The sequence below is a fragment of the Saccharopolyspora endophytica genome (assembly GCF_018070075.1).
Classification (GTDB): domain Bacteria; phylum Actinomycetota; class Actinomycetes; order Mycobacteriales; family Pseudonocardiaceae; genus Saccharopolyspora; species Saccharopolyspora endophytica.
The window spans coordinates 520811-541499 of record NZ_JAGPXE010000004.1 but is presented as its reverse complement, the minus strand read 5'-3'; the positions used below and the strand labels follow the sequence as shown (position 1 = coordinate 541499).

16 protein-coding genes and 1 pseudogene are annotated in these 20689 nt (G+C 70.3%); 10 read left to right on the top strand and 7 right to left on the bottom strand.

The features are described from left to right. The first annotated feature begins 333 nt into the window (after window positions 1-333). Window positions 334-1716: an MFS transporter gene (locus tag KBO27_RS13090; protein WP_307870388.1), complete on the top strand. Its 1383-nt coding sequence runs from the start codon at window positions 334-336 to the stop codon at window positions 1714-1716. A gap of 64 nt (window positions 1717-1780) precedes the next feature. Here KBO27_RS13090 and KBO27_RS13085 read toward each other — a convergent pair whose 3' ends face one another. The 3 genes from KBO27_RS13085 to KBO27_RS13075 are packed head-to-tail and all read right to left on the bottom strand — an operon-like array spanning window position 1781 to window position 5024. Beyond that, entirely contained in the window at window positions 1781-2920 is a 1140-nt protein-coding gene (locus KBO27_RS13085; protein WP_210970230.1) for an aromatic ring-hydroxylating oxygenase subunit alpha, read from the bottom strand. 30 nt (window positions 2921-2950) lie between these two features. Next, complete coding sequence (gene purU, locus KBO27_RS13080; RefSeq protein ID WP_210970229.1) at window positions 2951-3862, bottom strand: formyltetrahydrofolate deformylase; 912 nt, start codon at window positions 3860-3862, stop codon at window positions 2951-2953. A 16-nt stretch (window positions 3863-3878) separates the two neighbouring features. Then, the gene (locus KBO27_RS13075) at window positions 3879-5024 is read right to left on the bottom strand and encodes an RNA-guided endonuclease InsQ/TnpB family protein (RefSeq protein ID WP_210970228.1); all 1146 of its coding nucleotides are present in this window, start codon (window positions 5022-5024) and stop codon (window positions 3879-3881) included. A 22-nt stretch (window positions 5025-5046) separates the two neighbouring features. On the opposite strand from KBO27_RS13075, the pseudogene tnpA reads away from it, so the two are divergent. Next, window positions 5047-5486, top strand: a pseudogene (tnpA, locus tag KBO27_RS13070) (IS200/IS605 family transposase). A 64-nt stretch (window positions 5487-5550) separates the two neighbouring features. Here the strand turns inward: tnpA and KBO27_RS13065 are convergent. After that, a complete protein-coding gene (locus KBO27_RS13065; protein WP_210970227.1) occupies window positions 5551-6906 on the bottom strand; it encodes an L-serine ammonia-lyase in 1356 nt (451 codons plus the stop codon). A 137-nt stretch (window positions 6907-7043) separates the two neighbouring features. After that, a complete protein-coding gene (locus tag KBO27_RS13060; protein ID WP_210970226.1) occupies window positions 7044-9509 on the bottom strand; it encodes a GcvT family protein in 2466 nt (821 codons plus the stop codon). 410 nt (window positions 9510-9919) lie between these two features. Between KBO27_RS13060 and KBO27_RS13055 the strand changes: the two genes are divergently transcribed. The 7 genes from KBO27_RS13055 to KBO27_RS13025 all read left to right on the top strand — a co-directional run bounded on the left by KBO27_RS13055 (window position 9920) and on the right by KBO27_RS13025 (window position 17573). Then, entirely contained in the window at window positions 9920-11149 is a 1230-nt protein-coding gene (locus KBO27_RS13055) for a sarcosine oxidase subunit beta family protein (protein ID WP_210970225.1), read from the top strand. A gap of 214 nt (window positions 11150-11363) precedes the next feature. Then, window positions 11364-11627 carry a sarcosine oxidase subunit delta gene (locus KBO27_RS13050; RefSeq protein ID WP_132673143.1) on the top strand — a complete coding sequence of 88 codons (264 nt, stop codon included), beginning with the start codon at window positions 11364-11366 and terminating at the stop codon, window positions 11625-11627. Next, on the top strand, window positions 11624-14440 hold the full coding sequence (locus tag KBO27_RS13045; RefSeq protein WP_210970224.1) for a sarcosine oxidase subunit alpha family protein: 2817 nt from the start codon (window positions 11624-11626) through the stop codon (window positions 14438-14440). The genes KBO27_RS13050 and KBO27_RS13045 overlap by 4 nt, the downstream gene beginning before the upstream one ends. Beyond that, window positions 14433-15026, top strand: coding sequence for a sarcosine oxidase subunit gamma (locus KBO27_RS13040; RefSeq protein WP_210970223.1), 594 nt, complete (start codon window positions 14433-14435; stop codon window positions 15024-15026). The genes KBO27_RS13045 and KBO27_RS13040 overlap by 8 nt, the downstream gene beginning before the upstream one ends. Window positions 15027-15040: 14 nt before the next feature. Beyond that, entirely contained in the window at window positions 15041-16126 is a 1086-nt protein-coding gene (locus KBO27_RS13035) for an S-(hydroxymethyl)mycothiol dehydrogenase (protein WP_210970222.1), read from the top strand. Then, window positions 16123-16746, top strand: a complete 624-nt coding sequence (locus KBO27_RS13030) for an MBL fold metallo-hydrolase (RefSeq protein WP_210970221.1) — start codon at window positions 16123-16125, stop codon at window positions 16744-16746. The genes KBO27_RS13035 and KBO27_RS13030 overlap by 4 nt, the downstream gene beginning before the upstream one ends. Beyond that, window positions 16743-17573: a methylenetetrahydrofolate reductase gene (locus KBO27_RS13025; RefSeq protein WP_307870387.1), complete on the top strand. Its 831-nt coding sequence runs from the start codon at window positions 16743-16745 to the stop codon at window positions 17571-17573. The genes KBO27_RS13030 and KBO27_RS13025 overlap by 4 nt, the downstream gene beginning before the upstream one ends. Here KBO27_RS13025 and KBO27_RS13020 read toward each other — a convergent pair. Both KBO27_RS13020 and pip read right to left on the bottom strand, forming a co-directional pair. Beyond that, window positions 17570-18772: a hypothetical protein gene (locus KBO27_RS13020; protein ID WP_246536932.1), complete on the bottom strand. Its 1203-nt coding sequence runs from the start codon at window positions 18770-18772 to the stop codon at window positions 17570-17572. The two genes, KBO27_RS13025 and KBO27_RS13020, sit on opposite strands and share 4 nt — an antisense overlap. Window positions 18773-18864: 92 nt before the next feature. After that, on the bottom strand, window positions 18865-19833 hold the full coding sequence (gene pip / locus KBO27_RS13015; RefSeq protein WP_210970220.1) for a prolyl aminopeptidase: 969 nt from the start codon (window positions 19831-19833) through the stop codon (window positions 18865-18867). Between the two features lie 52 nt (window positions 19834-19885). Between pip and KBO27_RS13010 the strand changes: the two genes are divergently transcribed. After that, window positions 19886-20674: a 2-phosphosulfolactate phosphatase gene (locus tag KBO27_RS13010; protein WP_210970219.1), complete on the top strand. Its 789-nt coding sequence runs from the start codon at window positions 19886-19888 to the stop codon at window positions 20672-20674. The last annotated feature ends 15 nt before the right edge of the window (window positions 20675-20689 follow it).

Here is a 20689-nt window from a genome sequence, read left to right as displayed (position 1 = left end):
AACAACAGGATGGGGGTCCGCAGCCCGCTCGTCAATGGGAGATTTTCGCCCGAAACAGGGACTTCACAGGGGTTTCCGACCCCCGGGCGCGCTCGATCGCGAGGCCGCGCGCTGCCGCGTCGCGACCTCGTGGACGGGTGATGAGGGAGTTGGGGTGTTGCTTCGGCGATGCCGAGGGGATACCTTCTCGCCAACAGATATATCAGTAGTGGGTCGCGGTCACAACCGCGACGCCGCCACTCCGACGGCGGCACCCAGCGCACCGCGTCGCACCCGGGGGACCCCATGACCGACCGCCCCAGACGGCCTCGGCGAGGTCTGAGACCGCCTGTCGTGCAAGAGGAACGCACGGTCCACCGCGCGGTCGCGGCGGCCTCGGTCGGCAACGTCGCCGAGTGGTACGACTTCGGGATCTACTCCTACCTGGCCGCCGGGGTGCTCGACCAGGTCTTCTTCGCCGACTTCGGCCCGTGGGCCGCGGTGTACACGCTCGGCGCGTTCGCCGCCGCGTTCGTGATGCGCCCGCTGGGCGGCTTCGTCTTCGGACGTCTCGGCGACCGCTTCGGGCGCACCAAGGTCCTGTCCGCCACGGTGCTCATGATGGCGGCGGCCACGGTGCTGCTGGGGCTCCTCCCCGACTACGGCGCGGCCGGTCTGCTGGCGCCCGTCCTCGTGCTGCTCGTGCGGATGCTGCAGGGCTTCTCCGCGGGCGGCGAGTACACCGGGGCGCTGACGCTGATCGCCGAGTACGCGCCGGACCGGCGCCGCGGCTTCTTCGGCAGCTGGCTGGAGTTCAGCACGCTGACCGGCTACGCCCTCGGCGCGGGCACCTGCGGCGCGGTGGTCGCCCTGCTGCCGCCGGACGCGCTGCTGACCTGGGGCTGGCGGGTGCCGTTCATGCTCGCGCTCCCGCTCGGGCTCATCGGGCTCTACCTGCGCATCCGCCTGGAGGACACCCCGGCGTTCCGGCAGCTCATGGAGCGCTCACCGGTGCTGGCCACGATGACGACGCGGCGCGCGGGGCAGATCGTGCTGCGCCACTACCGGACTCCCGCGATGGTGGCCGCCGGGATCGTCGTGGCGTGGAACGTCACCAACTACGTGCTCACCAACTACGTCCCGACCTACCTGACCAGCACGCTCCCCCGCCACGGCGAGGGCGGCACGAGCAACGCGGTCGCGACGGGCATGCAGGTCGCGGTCATGGTGGTGATGCTGTGCGCCATCGTCGGCGTGGGCCGGCTCAGCGATCGCATCGGCCGCAAACCCGTGCTGATGACCGGCAGCGTCGCCCTGGTCCTGCTCGGGCTGCCCGCCGTGTGGCTGCTGCGCGCCGGAACGGGTGGTCAGGCGCTCGGGCTGCTCATCATCGGGTTGTGCCTGATGTGCTTCGCGGCGGTCTCACCGTCGACGCTGCCAGCGCTGTTCCCCACGATGATCCGCTACAGCAGCCTCGCGGTCATCTTCAACCTGTCGGTGTCGCTGTTCGCCGGCACCGCGCCGACGATCATCGAGGCCGCCGTCACCGCGACCGGCAACCTGGACTGGCCGGGCTACTACCTGATCGGTGCCGGCGTCATCGGGATCGTGGCCACGCACTTCCTGCGCGAGCACGCGGGCAAGCCGCTGGACGGAGCCGCGCCGTTGACCTCCAGCGCCGAGCTGCCACCCCCGCCGCTGTCGGACGACGGCGTGCCGCTGGAACTTCCGCGCTAGAGCCCGGCACGCGCGAAGGTGGCCTCGCACCCGTCCGGTGCGAGGCCACCTCCTCGGTCACGGGTCAGCCGGTGCGTTCGCGGACCCAGTCGTGGAACTCGGCGATGTGGTGCTCGCTGGGCACGAGCACGCCGCCGGAGGCGTAGGAGCGGGAATCCATGGCCAGCTGGCAGCGTTCGCAGGCGTCGAAGTCCTGCTGGTTGACCCGGTGGAACAGCTCCACCGAGCGGTCGATGTCGGCGCCCGAGTCGACGACCTCGGGCAGGTACAGCCAGTCGCAGCGCACGAGCGTGCGGTCGGGCGCCAGCGGGAACATCCGGTGGAAGACCACGTGGTCGGGCACGAGGTTGATGAACACCTGCGGCCGGACGGTGATGGCGTAGTAGCGGCGGTCCTGCTCCTCGTTGACGCCGGGAAGCTTCGCCAGCCCGGCCGAACCGTCCACGGTGAAACCCTCGACGTCCTCGCCGAACTCGGCGCCGTGACCCACGAAGTACTGCGCGGCGAGGCCGTCGGCGAACTCCGGCAGGACCTCGGTGAGCTCCGGGTGGATCGTGGCGCAGTGGTAGCACTCCATGAAGTTCTCGACGATCTGCTTCCAGTTCGCCTTCACGTCGTACTCGACGCGCCTGCCCAGCTTGAGGTCGGCGACCTGGTAGCCGACGATCGCGTCCGGCGTGCCGAGGCGGTTGGTGACGTCGCCGATGACGGTGTCGTCGAACGACGGCGGTTCCTCGGCCAGGCACAGCCACACGTACCCGAGCCACTCCCGCACGTGCACCCCGTGCAGGCCGTACTGGGTGCGGTCGACGTCGTCCATGGCGTTGAGGTTCGGCGCGGCGATCAGCTCGCCGTCGAAGGAGTACGTCCAGGCGTGGTAGGGGCATTGGAAGGACCGGCGCACCTCGCCGGACTCCTCGGTGCACAACCGCGCGCCTCGGTGCCGGCACACGTTGAGGTGCGCCTTGACGGCGCCGCTGCGGTTGCGGGTGACCAGCACGCTCTCCCGGCCGATCTGGACGGTCTCGAACTGGCCCGGCTTGGCCAGGTCGGCGCTGCGCACCGCGCAGAACCAGCCGGCCTCGAAGATCGTCGCCTGCTCCAGGCGGAAGATCCCCGGCTCGGTGTAGTAGTGCCCCGGCAGCGTCTCGCGCAGGCTCTCGGGCAGCTGGGACTCGGTGGTGGGAAGCTCACCGGTGGTCATGGGCACAGGCTCCTCAGCGCTGAAGTGGGTTCAGGGGAACACGACGGTGCTGTTGCCGTTGAGCAGGACGCGGTGCTCGCAGTACCACCGCACCGCGCGGGACAGCGCGAGCGCTTCGGCGTCGCGGCCCACGGTCTGCAGGGCTCTCGGGTCGTGGGTGTGGTCGATGCGGATGACCTCCTGCTCGATGATCGGTCCCTCGTCGAGGTCCGGGGTGACGTAGTGGGCCGTGGCGCCGACGAGCTTGACGCCCCGGTCGTACGCCTGGTGGTAGGGCTTGGCGCCCTTGAAACCGGGCAGGAACGAGTGGTGGATGTTGATCGCCCTGCCGTGCAGCGCCTTGCAGGTCTGGTCGGACAGCACCTGCATGTAGCGGGCGAGCACGACCAGGTCCGCGGCGTGGTCGTCGACCAACCGCAGCAGCCGCGCCTCGGACTCGGGTTTGGTCTCCGGGGTGACCGGCACGTGGTGGAACGGCAGGCCGGCGGCCTCGGCCATCGGGCGCAGGTCCTCGTGGTTGGAGACCACGGCGACGATCTCGGCGCCCAGCGCGCCCGCCCGCCAGCGGTAGATCAGGTCGTTGAGGCAGTGCCCGAGCTTGGAGACCATCACGAGCACGCGGGCCGGACGCGCCGAGTGGAACGCGTAGTCCATGCCGAATTCCGTTGCCACCGGCTCGAACCCGCGCCTGAGCTCGTCGAGGTCGGCGTCGTCGCCGGTGGCCTGCACCCGCAGGAACAGGCGTCCGCGCACGGCGTCGTCGAACTGGCGGTACTCGCCGATGTCGCACCCGTGCCGGAACAGGAACGAGCTGACCGCCTGAACGATGCCGGTGCGGTTCTGGCAGCTCAGGGTGAGGGTGAATTTGACGTCCTCCCCGCCGTGAACGGCCGGGATTCCTACTGCGCGCGTATGCGTCGCTTCGGTGGGTTCCTGTTTCATTGAGACGTGCTCCCCGCTAGGCGGAGAGGCTGACCGTCTCTCCGCAGGCGTTTAGCCTCTCCGCCCGTCCGGCGGTGAGGATGTTCTTGGCTGCATTCAGGTCGCGGTCGTGGTGCGCGCCGCACGGGCACGTCCAATCCCGTACGGACAACGGTTTCTTGCCGTCGACACGGCCACACTCGGAACAGATCTGCGACGACGGATAGAACCGGTCGATGCGGTGCACGACACGCCCATAACGTTGTGCCTTGTTTTCCAGCATGCGCAGGAACGTGCCCCACGCGGCGTCGTGCACAGACTTCGCCAACCGCGTCCGACCAAGGCCGCTGACACACAGGTCCTCGACGTACACCGCTTGGTTGTCGCGGATGATCGCCGTCGAGTGCTTGTGTGCCCAGTCGGTTCGAGCGTCGCAGACTTTGGCATGCGCCTTGGCCACGCGAACACGGGCCTTGGCGCGATTCTTGCTTCCCTTGTCCTTGCGAGACAGGGCGTGCTGAGCTTTGCGAAGCTTGCGTTCGGCACTGCGCAGGAACTTCGGCGACGCGATGGTTTTTCCGTCTGAGAGCACCGCGAAGGTGGCCAACCCCAGGTCGATACCCACCTCGGTGCCGGTGGTCGGCAACGGTTCTTGGTCCACGTCGACAACGAACGACGCGAAGTAGCGGCTCGCCGCGTCCTTGATCAGCGTGACCGACGACGGCGCGGATGGGAGTTCCCTTGACCAGCGGATGTTGAGTTCGCCGATCTTCGCCGCGTACAATTTCCCGTTTGGTTTGATGCTGAAGCCGTTGCGGGTGAACCGGACGGCTTGCCGGTTGTCTTTGCGGGACCTGAACTTGGGACGCCCGACCTTGCGTCCGGAGCGTTTCCCGGACATTGAGTCGAACCAGTTCCGGTACGCCATGCGTGCGTCCTGGCATGCCTGCACTAGGGCAACCGATGCGACCTTGGACAGCCACGCGCGTTGCTCGGTCCGTTTGGCCTCGGAAACCACGCGGCGCTGCACGTCGGTGTCGGACAGCTTCTCCCCGGCCGCGTAGGCGTCCTGCCGGGCGCGGAGCGCGTCGTTGTACACCACTCGCGCACACCCGAACGTCCTGGCCAGCGCCGCGCGCTGGCCAGGCGTCGGGTAGACGCGGAAGTTGTACCGAAGCTGCATGATCCAAGTATGCCATTGGTCTATGGTTTTTGATGACGGATATAGGCGTGTTCGTAGCGCGGTCTCCGCGATGCACGTTCATTTTTTCTTTGTGACGAATTATCCGCGTGGCGTGTTCACCGACGAGATGCTGGCTTGCTGCGAGCTGGTGACGCGGGAGGTGTGCGCGGACTTCGAGTCCGAGATTTGCCGAGTTCAACGGCGAGCCGATCACGTTCATCTGCTGGTGAACCTTCCGCCGAAGGTCGCGGTGCCGAAGCCCGTGAACAGCCTCAAAGGTGTGTCCGCCCGCAAACTGCGGTTCGAGTTCACGGGCAGGGTAAACAGGTTCTCGATGAAGGGGCATTTGTGGTCGCCGTCTTACTTCGCCGCGCCGTGTGGAGGGCACACTTGTCGATCATCAAGCAGTACATCGAGCAGCAGCAGCGTCCGCTGCGCGGGCCGGGTCGCCCACGAAATTGATTCGCTAACCCGGCCCTGAAGAAACGGGGCTTGCAAGCTACGCCAATTGGTCACGGGGTTCTCCTCAGCATTCCACGATGTTGAGCGCGAGGCCGCCGCGGGCGGTCTCCTTGTACTCGTCCTTCATGTCGGCGCCGGTGTCGCGCATCGTCTTGATGGCCTTGTCCAGCGAGACGTGGTGCTTGCCGTCGCCGCGCAGCGCCATCCGCGCGGCGGTGATCGCCTTGATCGCCGCGACCGCGTTGCGCTCGATGCACGGGATCTGCACGAGCCCGCCGATCGGGTCGCAGGTCAGCCCGAGGTTGTGCTCGATGCCGATCTCGGCGGCGTTCTCCACCTGCTCCGGCGTTCCGCCCAGCAGCTCGGCGAGCCCGGCGGCGGCCATCGAGCAGGCCGAACCGACCTCGCCCTGGCACCCGACCTCGGCACCGGAGATGGAGGCGTTCTCCTTGAACAGCGCGCCGACCGCTCCCGCGGTGAGCAGGAAGCGGACCGCCGCGTCGTCGTCGAATCCCGGGAGGAAGCGGTGGGCGTAGTGCAGCACCGCCGGGACGATCCCGGCGGCGCCGTTGGTCGGGGCGGTCACCACGCGGCCGCCCGCCGCGTTCTCCTCGTTGACCGCCAGGGCGTAGAGGGTCACCCACTCCATGGGGTCGGCGTCCTCGTCGAGGCGGATGTGCAGGTCCTGGGCGCGGCGGCGGACTTCGAGCCCGCCGGGCAGGACGCCGCCGGTGCGCACGCCCTGCTCGACGCACTCCCGCATCACCTGCCAGATGTGCAGCAGGTGCGCTCGGGTTTCGCTCTCGGGGCGCCAGGTCGCCTCGTTGGCCAGGACCACGTCGCTGATGCGCCCACCGGTCTCCGCTGCGCGGACGAGCAGTTCGGCTCCGGTGCGGAACGGGTGGGCGACCGGCGCAGCGTCCTCGACGAGCGCCGGGCGATCGGTCTCGTCCTCGTCGAGCACGAACCCGCCGCCGACGGAGTAGTACTCGCGGCGCACGAGCCGGGCTCCGCTGTCGTCGAAGGCCTCGAAGGTCATGCCGTTGGTGTGGAAGTCGAGCCGTTCATCGCGGTGCAGCACGATGTCGGCGTCCACGTCGAAGGTGATCTTGTGCTCGCCGCCGAGGCTGATGCGGTGCTCTTCGCGCACCGCGAGGACCTGCGGTTCGACGGCCACCGGGTCGACCAGGTGCGGTTGTTCCCCGGTCAGCCCGAGCACGACGGCCTTCACGCTGCCGTGCCCGCGGCCGGTGGCGCCCAGCGAGCCGAACAGCTCGCAGCGCACCCGGGTCGTGCGGGTCAGCGCCCCGGTCCGGCGCAGGTGGTCGACGAACCGGAACGCCGCCCGCATCGGCCCGACCGTGTGCGAACTCGACGGCCCGATGCCGACCTTGAACAAGTCGAAGACGGACAGGCTCATGCAGTGCTCCTGATCGGTTGGGGGCGGAGCGAAGCGTTCGATACCCGGAAGGTGGCGGTTCTGGTCCGAACTGTCCGGGCGAAAGGGACATCGACCACGGGCGGTTCGGGCCAGAACTGCCCTTGCTGCCGGGGTTTTCAGCGTCGGATGCGGTGCATGTCGGGGTCCACCAGGGGTTCGGCCGCGACCGTGGCGTCGACCATGCGGTCGAAGTACTTGATCCGGACGCGGGTTCCGACCACCGCCGTCGCCGGGAGCCAGGCGTAGGCGATGGGGACTCCGAGGGTGTGCGCGAAGGCCGCCGAGGTGACGTAGCCCGACGGCACCCCGTCGACGAAGACGGGCTCGGAACCCAGGACCACGCTGCGTCCGTCGTCGATGGTCAGGCACGACAGGCGCCGCGCGACCGCGTCGGGTTCGACGCGCGCGAGGGCGTCGCGGCCCGCGAACTCGCCCTTCTGCGGCCGGACGGCGAACCCGACGCCGGCCTCGTAGGGGTTGTGCTCAGTGGTCATGTCCGCTCCCCAGGCGCGGTAGCCCTTCTCCAGCCGGAGGCTGTTGAACGCGGCCCGCCCGGCGGCCACCACACCCAGGTCCCGGCCGGCCTCGAAGAGCACGTCCCACAGCCGCTGGCCGTACTCGGCGCTGGTGTAGAGCTCCCAGCCCAGCTCGCCGACGTAGGACACCCGCATGGCGGTCACCGGGATCCCGGCGATGCGGATCTGCTTGCAGCGGAAGAACTTCAGCCCCTCGTGCGACAGGTCGTCGCGGCTCAGCGGCTGCACCAGGTCGCGCGCCAGCGGACCCCACACCCCGATGCAGCAGGTGCCGCCGGTGATGTCGCGCAGCGCCACGCTCCCGTCGTCGGGCAGGTTGCGCCGCAGGTGCTCGTGGTCGAGGTTGCCGTTGGCACCGACCTGGAACCGCTGCTCCTCCAGCCGTGCGACGGTGAGGTCGCTGCGCACGCCGCCGGCCTCGTCGAGCATCAGCGTGTAGGTCACCGAACCGACCGACTTGTCCACCTTGTTGGTGGTGAGCCGGTCCAGGAACGCCAGCGCGCCGGGTCCGCTGACCTCCAGGCGCTTGAGCGAGGTCATGTCGTAGAGCGCGACGGCGGTGCGGGTCTTCCACGCCTCCACCGCGGCGACGGGGCTGTGGTACATCGCCGACCAGGCGTCGCGTGCGGGCGGCTGCCACTCCATCGGCAGGTCCTTGACCAGCGGAGCGTTGGCCTCGAACCAGTGCGGGCGCTCCCAGCCGTGGGCTTCGAGGAACACCGCGCCGAGTTCCTTCTGGCGCGCGTGGAACGGGCTGACCCGCAGCTCGCGCGGCGAGAACTTCGGTTGCAACGGGTGCTTGACGTCGTAGATCTCCACGAAGTTGCGCGACGAGGTCTCCTCGACGTAGTCGGGCGCGGTCTCCAGCTCGTCGAAGCGGTGCACGTCGCAGCCGTGCAGCTCGACCTCGCTGCGGCCGTCGACCAGCAGCTGCGCCACGGATCGCGCGACACCGGCGGAGTGCGTGACCCACACGGCCTCGGCGATCCAGAACCCCTGCACGTCGGGGGATTCCCCGACGACCGGTCCGCCGTCGGGGGTGAAGGAGAAGACGCCGTTGAAGCCGGTGTCGACCTTCGCGGTCTCCAGCGCGGGCAGCAGCCGCTTGCTGTGCTCCCAGGAGGCGGCGAAGTCCTCCTCTGTGAACGGCAGCATCGACGGCATCGCCCGCTCCGAGGTCTCCTCGTCCTGCGGGAGATCGCTCAACCGCACCGGAATCGGGCGGTGGGCGTAGGTCCCGATGCCGAGGCGGTCGACGTGCTCGCGGTAGTAGAGGTCGCGGTCCTGGTGGCGCAGGATCGGCAGGTTGGCCTCGGTGCGCTCGTCGTTGCGCCCGGCGAGTTCGGGCAGCGGGTCGGTCTTGGCGTACTGGTGGGCCATCGGCAGCAGCGGCACGGTCATGCCGACCATCTCTCCGATGGCCTGACCCCAGAAACCGGCGCAGGACACCACGATGTCGGCGGGGATCTCGCCGTGGTCGGTCTCGACGCCGGTGACCCGGCCGTGGCTGTGGTTGATCCCGGTGACCGTCACCGCGCCCCGGAACCGGGCTCCCCGCGCCACCGAGCGCCGGGCGAGCGCGACGACCGCGCGGGCGGCCTTGGCGAGCCCGTCGGTGGGCGTGTGGAACCCGCCGAGGACCTTCTCCGCGTCGAGCAGCGGGTGCAGCTTCGCGCATTCGTCGGGTCCGATGACCTCGCCGGGAACACCCCAGGAGGTGGCCCATCCCTGCTTGCGGTGCAGGTCGGCGAGCCGTTCGGGGGTGGTGGCGATCTCCAGGCCGCCGACCTGGTTGAAGCAGCGGTCGCCGTCGTCGTCGAGACCTTGCAGCTTCTCGACGGTGTAGGTGGCGAACTCGGTCATCGTCTTCGACGGGCCGGTCTGGTAGACGAGGCCGGGCGCGTGGGAGGTCGAGCCGCCGGTGAGCGGCAACGGCCCCTGGTCGACGACGGTGACCTGGTTCCACCCGCGACTCGTGAGCTCGTCGGCCAGGTTCGCGCCGACGATCCCGGCTCCGATGATGACGACGCGAGGGGTCGTGCTCATGGTGGTCTCCTAACGAGCGGGTGTGAAGCTGGGGAGACTCCGCCTGCGACGAGGCGGGATGCGTTGCGAGGAGAGCTGTTCCGGCACCGAGTGGAGCCGCGCGGAGGTGATCGTCGCCCTCTGACTGAGGACTGATATATCAACTGCACATCAAAATAAGCGTCGCCGGTTTCGCGGTCAACACGCGGCGCCGAAATTCCACCGACGGGCACGACCCGCACCCCGCGCACCCACCCGTCCGAGTGCTCCTACCAGCGCCAACGCCACGATCTCCACCCCGACCGAGCTTCAGCCCTTGACCACGCGGCACGCGCTGCTACCTTTGGTATCCATCTGATATGTCAGTTGTCCATAAGTGCCTCTCCCCCCTGTCGAGCACTCGCTCACCGCACATCGAACGGAGGGCTCTCATGCCGCGCACTCCCGGCGCCGACTTGCCTGAGCACCCGGACTGGCTCTGGGGCCCCGCCGACCCGAAACCGTCCTACGACGTGGTGATCGTGGGCGGCGGCGGTCACGGCCTGGCCACCGCCTACTACCTCGCCGTCAACCACGGCATCACCAACGTCGCCGTGCTCGAAAGCGGTTGGCTCGCAGGCGGGAACATGGCCCGCAACACCACGATCATCCGCTCCAACTACCTCTGGGACGACAGCGCCGGGCTCTACGAGCACGCGCTGAAGCTCTGGGAGGGGCTGGAGGAGGAGCTCGACTACCCGCTGCTGTTCTCCCAGCGCGGCGTGCTCAACCTCGCCCACTCCCTGCAGGAGGTCCGCGACAGCGTCCGGCGCGTGGGGGCGAACCGGCTCAACGGCATCGACGCCGAGTGGCTCGATCCGCAGCAGGTGGCCGAGATCTGCCCGATCCTCAACACCTCACCGGACCTGCGCTACCCGGTCATGGGCGCGACCTGGCAGCCCCGGGCGGGCATCGCCAAGCACGACCACGTCGCCTGGGGATTCGCCCGCGCGCTGGACCGGATGGGCGTGGACCTCGTGCAGAACTGCCAGGTCACCGGCTTCGACCGGGTGGGCGACAAGATCGTGGGCGTGCGCACCACGCGCGGTGACATCGCCACCGGCAAGGTCGCGCTGGCCGCCGCAGGGCACACCTCGGTGCTCGCCGACGAGCTCGGCCTGCCGCTGCCGCTGCAGAGCCACCCGCTGCAGGCGCTGGTCTCCGAACTGCTGGAACCGGTGCACCCGACGGTGGTCATGTCCAACGCGGTGCACGTCTACGTCAGCCAGGCGCACAAGGGAGAGCTCGTCCTCGGCGCCGGCATCGACGCCTACAACTCCTACGGGCAGCGCGGGTCGTTCCACACCATCGAGCGCGAGCTGACCGCCGCGGTCGAGCTGTTCCCGATGTTCGCCCGCGCGCACGTGCTGCGCACCTGGGCGGGCGTGGTGGACGTGACCCCGGACGCCTCGGCGATCATGGGCCTGACCCCGTTCGACGGCCTGTACATCAACTGCGGTTGGGGCACAGGAGGTTTCAAGGCGACACCCGGCGTCGGCTGGTGCTACGCCCACACCATCGCCCACGACGAACCCCACCCGCTCAACGCCCCGTTCAGCCTCGACCGGTTCACCACCGGCGCCCTGGTAGACGAACACGGCGCCGCCGGCGTGGCGCACTGAGAACACTGTTTCCACGCTCATCTTGCTCGGCGGTGCGGGTAGCGGAACCTCAGCGGCCCTCCGGGTCCGGGCGCCACTCCTTGAGTATGCCAATACACGGCGTCGCGGCGTCCTCCCCGGAGAACCGCTGAGAACCCGCGGCAGTGCGAGTTGAGTCCCACACCTGAAACAGCGGCTACCGCCGCACCGCCCACAGCCCCGTAAGGAGGCTCCCATGATGCTGATTCCCTGCCCGTGGTGCGGGCCGCGCAATGAGACCGAGTTCCACTACGGCGGTCAGGCCGACGTCGCCTACCCCGCCGATCCGCAGGCGGTGTCCGATGTGGACTGGGCTCGGTTCCTGTTCTACCGCGCCAATCCGAAGGGCGCCTTCGCGGAGCGGTGGAACCACCAGGCGGGTTGCCGGCGCTGGTTCACCCTCCGCCGCGACACCAGGACCAACGAGATCCTCCACGACGACGGGGCGGTGACGAGGTGAGCAACGAGTTCAGGCTGGCCGAAGGCGGCCGGATCGACCGGGACCGCACCCTGCGATTCCGGTTCGACGGACGGGAGTACGAGGGCTTCGAAGGCGACACCCTCGCCTCGGCGCTGCTGGCCAACGGCGTCCACCAGGTCACCACCAGCATCAAGCACGGCCGCCCGCGCGGGATCATGGCCGCGGGCCCCGAGGAACCGAACGCGCTGGTGCAGATCGACGAGCCGTTCCCGGAGCCGATGCTCACCGCGACCACCGTCGAACTGCGCGACGGCCTGGCCGCCACGGGGCTGCCCGGCCAGGGACGGCTCGCGACCGAGCCCGACCCGGCCCGCTACGAGACGACGCACGCGCACTGCGACGTCCTCGTGGTCGGTGCCGGACCCGCCGGTCTCGCGGCGGCGCTGAGCGCCGCGCGCAGCGGAGCCCGGGTGATCATCGCCGATGCGGGGCCGGAGTTCGGCGGCCAGCTGCTGGGCAGCGGTGAGCAGCTGTCCGGCAGGCCGGCCGACAGATGGGTCCAGCGGGTCGTCGCCGAGCTCGACGCCGCCCCCGAGGTGACCGCGCTGCCGCGCACCACGGTGTTCGGCCACTACGACCACAACTACCTCGTGGCCGTCGAGCACCACGGCGAGGACTCCTTCGTCCGGCAGCGCACCTGGCACATCCGGGCTCGCGAGGTCGTGCTGGCCACCGGTTCGCACGAGCGCCCGCTGGTGTTCCCGGGCAACGACCGCCCCGGCACGATGCTGGCCGGAGCCGCCCGCACCTACCTGCACCGCTACGGCGTGCTCGCGGGCGAGCGCGCGGTCGTGTACACCACCAACGACAGCGCCTACGCCGCCGCGATCGACCTGCACGACGCCGGGGTCGCCATCGCCGCGGTGGTGGACGTCCGGCCGGTCGTGTCGACGGTGTGGGCCTCGCGCTGCGTGGAGCGCGGCATCCCCATCCGCAACGGCTCCGCCTTGATCGGCACCTCGGGCACCGGCCGCGTGAGCGGTGTGACGGTGCAGCGGCGGGGCGAGGAGGCGACCGTCGAGCTGGACTGCGACCTGCTGCTGGTCTCCGGTGGCTGGAACCCGGCGGTGCACCTGCACAGCCAGTCGCGCGGAACCCTGCGCTACTCAGCGGAGATCGGCGCGTTCGTGCCGGACCGCAGCACGCGCGGTGTGCGCTCGGTCGGCGCCGCCGCAGGGGTTTTCGGCACCTTCGACTGCCTGCGCACCGGTTCCGAGGCGGGCAGCGACGCGGCGCGGGACGCCGGGTTCGACGCCGACTTCGCCGAGGTGCCCGCGGTGGCGAGCCCGCCGGTCGTCGCGCCGCAGCCGACGTGGCTGCTCACCGGCGCGTGCGAGGACGAGCAGTACGTGGACCTCGCGCGGGATGCGACCGTGTCCGACGTCCGCAAGGCCGTCGGCGCGGGCATGGACTCGGTGGAGCACATCAAGCGGTTCACCACCATCGGCACCGCCCACGACCAGGGCAAGACCTCCGGCATCCAGTCCTCCGGGGTGATCTCCCAGCTGCTGGGCGTCGAGCTCTCCGAGGTCGGAGCGACCACGTTCCGCCCGCCCTACACGCCGGTGGCATTCGCCGCGCTGGCCGGGCGGGACCGGGGCGACCTCTACGACCCGGTCCGGGTCACCGCGATGCACGACTGGCACGTCGAGCAGGGCGCGCCGTTCGAGGACGTCGGCCAGTGGAAGCGGCCCTGGTACTACCCGCTGCCGGGCGAGGACATGCAGGCGGCGGTGCTGCGCGAGTGCGACGCCGTGCGCACCGGCGTGGGCATGCAGGACGTCTCGACGCTCGGCAAGATCGACGTGCAGGGACCGGACGCCGCCGAGTTCCTCGATCTCGTCTACACCAACAAGATGAGCACCCTGAAGGTCGGCCGCATCCGGTACGGGCTGATGTGCACCGCCGACGGCATGGTCTTCGACGACGGCACGGTGATGCGCACCGGCGAGCACCGGTACCTGATCTCGACCACCTCCGGCGGCGCCGCCGGGGTGCTGGAGTGGCTGGAGGACTGGCTGCAGACCGAGTGGCCGCACCTGCGCGTGCACCTGACCTCGGTCACCGAGCAGTGGGCCACCATCGCGCTGGCCGGTCCCCGGTCCCGCGACGTGCTGGCGGCGGTGTCCTCCGGCTTCGAGCTGGACACCGAGTCGTTCCCGTTCATGGCCTGGCAGGACGGCCTCGTCGCGGGCCGCCAGGCGCGGGTGTGCCGGATCAGCTTCTCCGGCGAGCTGGCCTTCGAGATCAACGTGCCGCGCTGGTACGGCCGCGAGGTGTGGGAGGTGCTGCACGACGCGGGCGTGCCGTTCGGCATCACCCCGTACGGCACCGAGACGATGCACGTGCTGCGCGCGGAGAAGGGCTTCCCCATCGTCGGCCAGGACACCGACGGCACGGTGACCCCGCACGACCTCGGGATGAGCTGGGCGGTGTCGAAGAAGAAGGACGACTTCCTCGGCATGCGCTCGTTCACCCGCGCCGACACCGCCCGCTCCGACCGCAAGCACCTCGTCGGGCTGCTCCCGCCCGCCGACTCCCCCGTCGTGCCGGAGGGATCGCAGCTGGTGGCCACCGGTGAGCTGCCGGAACCGCCGGTGCCGATGCTGGGGCACGTCACCTCCAGCTACCGCAGCGCGGCCCTGGGCCGCCCGTTCGCGCTCGCGCTGGTCGCCGGCGGTCGCGACCGCATCGGGCAGACGATCTACAGCCACGTGGGCGACCAGCTGGTGCCCGTGGAGATCACCGAACCGGTCTTCTACGACAAGGAAGGAGCCCGCCGCGATGGCTGAGCCCTACGGCGAATCCCCGCTGGCCTCGCACGCCGACGTGCTGACCGACTCCTCGGTCCCCGGAGATCTGCGCCTGTCCGAGGTGTCCTTCACCGCCCAGGTCACGCTGCGCGTCGACCCGAAGAGCCCTGCCGCGGAACGCATCGGCACCGCGCTCGGCACGATGCTGCCCAACCAGGCCGGGCAGGTGTCGCGCACCGAACGGCTGCTCGTCGCCTGGCTCGGACCGGACGAGTGGCTGCTGGTCGGCCCGGAAGGCGAGGCCGACCGGATCCAGGCGACGGTGGCCGAGGCGCTCGGCGACGAGCACGGCGCCGTCGTGGACGTCTCGGCGCACCGCACCATCATCGAGGTCGCCGGGCCGAAAGCCCCTGAGCTGCTGGCGAAGGGCTGCGCGCTGGACATGCACCGGCGCAGCTTCGGACCGGACCGCTGCGCGCAGACCCTGCTGGCCCGCACCGGCGTGGTGCTGCTGTGCCGCGACGCCGAACCACCGAACTACTGGATCTTCGTGCGCGCCTCGTTCGCGCGCTACCTGGCCGACTGGCTCCGCGACGCGGCGGCCGAATACCACCAGAACCGTTGAACAGGAGCGTTGACGTGACCGAAGCTCGTGCAGTCGTGTCCACCGGGAAGGGCAAGCCGGTCGAGGTCACCACCATCCTCGTGCCCGACCCGGGCCCTGGTGAGGCCGTGATCCGGGTGCAGGCGTGCGGTGTCTGCCACACCGACCTGCACTACCGCGAGGGCGGCATCAGCGACGACTACCCGTTCCTGCTCGGCCACGAGGTGGCCGGTGTCGTCGACGCCGTCGGAGAAGGGGTGCGCAACGTCGAGCCGGGCGACTTCGTCGTGCTGAACTGGCGGGCCGTGTGCGGGAACTGCCGCGCCTGCAAGCGGGGGCGTCCGCAGTACTGCTTCGCCACCCACAACGCCTCCCAGCCGATGACGCTCGCCGACGGCACCCCGCTCTCGCCGGCGTTGGGCATCGGCGGGTTCGCCGAGCGCACCCTCGTCCACTCCGGACAGTGCACGAAGGTGGACCCGGCGGCGCGACCGGCGGTGGCCGGGTTGCTGGGATGCGGTGTGATGGCCGGGATCGGCGCCGCGGTCAACACCGGGCAGGTCGGGCCGGGCGATTCGGTGGCCGTCATCGGCTGCGGCGGCGTCGGCGACGGGGCCATCGCCGGAGCCGCCATGGCGGGTGCGCGGCGGATCATCGCCGTCGACAAGGACGCCGAGAAGCTGGAGTGGGCGCGGGGTTTCGGCGCCACGCACACCGTCAACGCCTCCGAGTCCGACACCGTGGAGGCGATCCGCGAGCTGACCGGTGGTCACGGAGCGGATGTGGTCGTGGACGCGGTGGGAGTGCCCGCGACCTACGAGCAGGCGTTCTACGCCCGCGACCTGGCGGGCACGGCCGTGCTGGTCGGCGTGCCAGACCCGTCGATGCGGCTGGAACTGCCGCTGCTGGACGTCTTCGCCCGCGGCGGGGCGCTGAAGTCCAGCTGGTACGGTGACTGCCTCCCCGAACGGGACTTCCCGATGCTCACCGAGCTCCACCTGCAGGGCCGGCTGCCGCTCGAGAAGTTCGTCAGCGAGGAGATCTCCCTTGATGATGTCGAAGCGGCCTTCGCGAAGATGGGCCGCGGCGAAGTGCTGCGTTCGGTGGTGACGTTCCCATGAGCATCCGGCTCGACCACGCCGCCGTCGAGGGGAAGTTCTCCCTCGACGGCGAGGTCCACGAAGTCGAGAACAACCTGTGGGTCGTGGGTGACGACCACCAGTGCCTCGTCATCGACGCTCCGCACGACGTCGACGCCGTCCTCGAACTCGTCGCGGGCCGCGAGGTCGTCGCGGTGCTGGCCACCCACGCCCACGACGACCACGTGCGGGTGGCCCCGCAGCTGGCCGACGCCGTCGGCGCACCGCTGTACCTGCACCCGATGGACCGGCCGGTGTGGGAGCTGACCCACCCGGACCGGGCACCGGACGGGCGCCTGGTGGACCGCCAGACGTTCCACATCGGACGGTTGAGCCTGCAGGTCGTCCACACCCCCGGCCACACCCCGGGATCGGTGTGCTTCTACTGCCCGGACCTGGCGACCGTGTTCACCGGCGACACCCTGTTCGCCGGTGGGCCGGGCGCGACCGGGCGCTCGTTCTCCGACCGCGACGCGATCATCGACTCGATCCGGGACCGGCTGCTGCCGCTGCCCGCCCGGACCAGGGTCCGCCCCGGGCACGGTCCGGGCACCACGATCGGTGAGGTCGTCGCGCAGTTCGACGAGTGGGTGTCCCGGTGAGCGCGGTGCCGGCCGCCGCGCTGCGCAACGCCTCCTACGAGGTGCTGCCCTTCGCCAGCACCGAGGAGAAGGTCCTCGCCCACGTCCCCCGGGACGTGGTGCTGACCGTCACCACCACCGAGGCCAGGGGGCTGGAGCCGACGGTCGACCTGGCCGTCCGGCTCGGCAAGAACGGCTACGCCGCCGCCCCGCACCTGGCCGCGCGGCTGGTCCGCGACCGCGCCGAACTGGACGAGATCGCCGCGCGGCTGCTGGAGTCGGGGGTGGACCGCCTGTTCGTCGTCGGCGGTGACGCCGCCGAGCCCGCAGGCGAGTTCCCCGACGCCGAGAGCCTGCTGGTCGCGCTCGCCGAGGGCGGGCACGACTTCGCCCACATCGGCATCGCCGGGTATCCGGAGGGCCACGGCACGATCCCGGATTCGGTGATCGCCGAAGCGTTGCGGCGCAAGACCGTTCACGCGGACGAGATCGTCACCCAGCTGTGCTTCAACCCTGCGACCACCGTCGACTGGGCCGGGCGCCTGCACGACTCCGGCATCACCACACCGATCCGGGTGGGGATCCCGGGCAGCGTGAACCGGCAGAAGCTGATCCGGGTCTCGGCGGGTCTCGGCCTCGGCCAGTCCGCGCGGTTCCTGGCCAAGCAGTCGGCGATGTTCTGGCGCTTCTTCCTGCCCAGCGGCTACCGGCCGGACAAGCTGGTCACCGGCCTGACCGACCAGATCACCTCACCGGCCAACGCGATCAGCGGATTCCACCTGTTCACCTTCAACGACCTGGCCGGAACCGAGCGCTGGCGGCAGGCCCGGCTCGCCGAGCTGTCCTAGCGCTCCTGCTCGCGGCGGCGCTGCTCCTCGCGGTAGCCGTAGGCGGCCTGGCGCACGGCCTGATCGGATTCGAGGCTGGAGCCCAGAGCTCCGGCGACCACTCCCATGGTGGTGAATCCCCAGGCCAGCGCCAGGTAGCGGGTGAAGTCGGCGGGATGGCCGAGGCTGCTGGCCAGCAGGTTCGGTGGCACGAGGAACAGCGCCACGACCAGGTTGATCACGAACAGCCCGAGGTACATGACGCCGATCCCGATGGTCAGCGTCGCCACCGTGGAGGTGTTGTAGAGCAGCACCTGATCGCGGTCGTGCTCGCTGTTGTCGCGCCGCTTCTCCCACAACCCGTGCGCGAGGATCATCCAGCCGACCAGCAGCGCCACCGACAGCACCGCGGCGATGACCTGCCGGAACGCTCCGAGCTGATCACCGATCTGCCAGATCGTGCTGGACGACAGGCCGAAGGCGCTGGTGGCCACAGCAGCGGCCAGGGCGCTGCGCAGCCCGAAGACCAGCTGCGCGGGCTCGTTGGAGCGCACCATGCCGCTGAGCAGCCGCAACCGGCCGCGCCTGCGGGTCGTGGTGTAGCGGACGTCCGCCTCGTGCTCGCCGTTGTGCTCCTGGCGCTGCACGGGCGCCAGGATCCTGGAGAGCTTGCTGTCCAGGCCGTAGCGGTTCTCGCCACCACCGTCGCGGCCGGTGAGCTCGTCGACCATCTGCAGCATGACCTGCTTGGACCGCCGGTACACCTGGGTACCGCCCAGCGCGGGCAGCGACACCACGGCCACGTCGCGGTCGAGGTCGGCCTCGGCCACCACCGGGCGGCCGTTGGCGCGCACCGGGAGGTCGGTCAGGCAGATCGCGAGGTCCCACTGGTGGTGGTCCATCCGCTCGCGGGTGGAGGCCAGGATGTCGCGGGTGTTGTGCCTGCCGGCGGTCACCGGGTCGACGTCGACCTCGACGGCCCACGACAGCTCCTCGTCGCTGAGCAGTTCGGGCAGGTCGCGGGCGAGCCGACGGGTGACGCGCTCGGGCATGTCCGGGTCGGCCACCAGCCCGAGGCGTCGATCGGGAGTCTCCGACTCCGGCTCGCCGCGTTCGGCCAGCTGTTCGGCCTCCTGCTGGTCCTCGGAGCGCTCGTCGTGCTCTTCCCCGCCCGGGTCGCCGGCTTCACCGGAGGCTTCACCCCGGTCCTGCTCGGCCATGCTCGGTCCCCTCTCGGTGTTCGTCGCGTCCGGTGCGTCGCGTCCGACCTCGCACGTCGGCGCTGGTCGTTCGAACGACGGCAGCCGCGACGTTACAGATCGTCCCCACCGCTCGCAGGGGTGCCCCGGTGAGGGCGGAAGTGGTCGGTGGCCCGCACGACGGCCTCGGCCAAACCGCCTGCGGCGCGGTGACCGGCGTCCACGAGCTCCAGTTCGGCTCCCGGCCAGGCTGCTTCGAGCTGCCACGGGGTGCCGAGCAGGTTGCCCAGGTCCAGCACTCCTTGGAGGAGCTTCGCGGGAATGCCCGCCAGAGAGCCGGTTCCGCTCAGGAGCTGCTCGTCGTCGAGCCAGGAGCCGTGCCGCCAGAAGTGGGTGACGACGCGCGCGAACCCGAGGGCGAAGTCCGGGTCGTCGAACATCGAGTTCGGCGGGGAATCCGGGACCAGCGCCTCCTCCCAAGCGGCCCAGTCCCGCGCCGCTGCGCGGTGCACGGCGGGATCGGGGTCCATCAGCAGCCGGTGGTAGGCGTCGGCGAGGTCGCCGTCGCGGTCGGGTTCGGGCACGCCGTCGCGGAAGCGTCCCCACGCCTGCGGGAAGATCGCGCCGAGTCCGCGCGTGAGCAGGTCGGTTTCGGCGCGCCGACCGGTGGCCAGGCCGCACAGCACCATCTCCGACACGCGGTCAGGGTGCCGCTGCGCGTAGGCCAGCGCCAGCACGCAACCCCACGACCCGCCCTCCACCAGCCAGCGGTCGACGCCCAGGTGCTCGCGCAACCGTTCCACGTCGGCGATCAGGTGCTCGGTGGTGTTCGCCGACAGGTCGGCGCCGGGTTCGGCGGCGTGTGGTGTGCTGCGGCCCGACATGCGCTGGTCGAACAGCACGATCCGGTAGGCCGAGGGATCGAAGAACCGGCGCATCCCGGGCGTGCAGCCCGAGCCGGGACCGCCGTGCAGCACCAGCGCCGGCTTGCCCTCCGGGTTTCCGCACACCTCCCAGTACACGCGGTGGCCGTCGCCGACCTCCAACATCCCAGGATCGAACGGCTCGATCACCGGATACACGTCATCCCCTCCCAGCGTCCCCCGAGCCTGCCACTGCACTAGCTTCCCCGGAATGACAACGACGGAGTGGGCCGAGCAATCCTCCTGCGGCGTGCGATCCGAGTGGGGACCTTCGGGCGCGAGCGCGCTGGCGTCGGGGTGCCGGGTGGTCGTGGACGTGCTGTCGTTCACGACGTCGGTCGCGATCGCAGCCGAGCGCGGGACGCACGTCTTCCCCTACCGGTGGCGGGACGGCACGGCGGCCGCGTTCGCGGCGTCGCACGACGCGCGGCTGGCCGTGGGTCGCAGCGAGGTCAGCGCCGAGTCGCCCTGGTCGCTGTCGCCCGCAGCGCTGCGGCGCGCACCGTTCGCCGACCGGCTGGTGCTGCCCTCGCCCAACGGCTCGACCATCGCCGTCGCAGCGGCCGATGACGTCCCGGTCGTCGCCGGATGCCTGCGCAACGCGACCGCCACCGCCCGCGCCCTGTCCGCGCGTGGGTGGGGCACCGCCGACCGCCCGGTGAACGTGATCGCCGCAGGTGAGCGCTGGCCGGACGGGAGCCTCCGCCCGGCTCTGGAGGACCTGCTCGGCGCCGGAGCCATCATCGCCGCGCTGCACGGCCGAGGCTGCGGCCCGCTCTCCCCCGAATCCGCAGCGGCGCGCGCCGCCTACGAGGCGACCATCGACGTCCCCTCGACACTGGCGAACTGCGCCTCGGGCCGGGAGCTCAACGCCATCGGACACCTCGAAGACGTGGAGATCGCTGCAGAACTCGACACCACCGACGCCGTCCCGGCCCTCACCGGCGACGGGCGGGGTCGGTGGTTCGCGGTGGGGGGTTGGGGTGCGAACCGTCGTTGATCGAGGTTCGGTGTG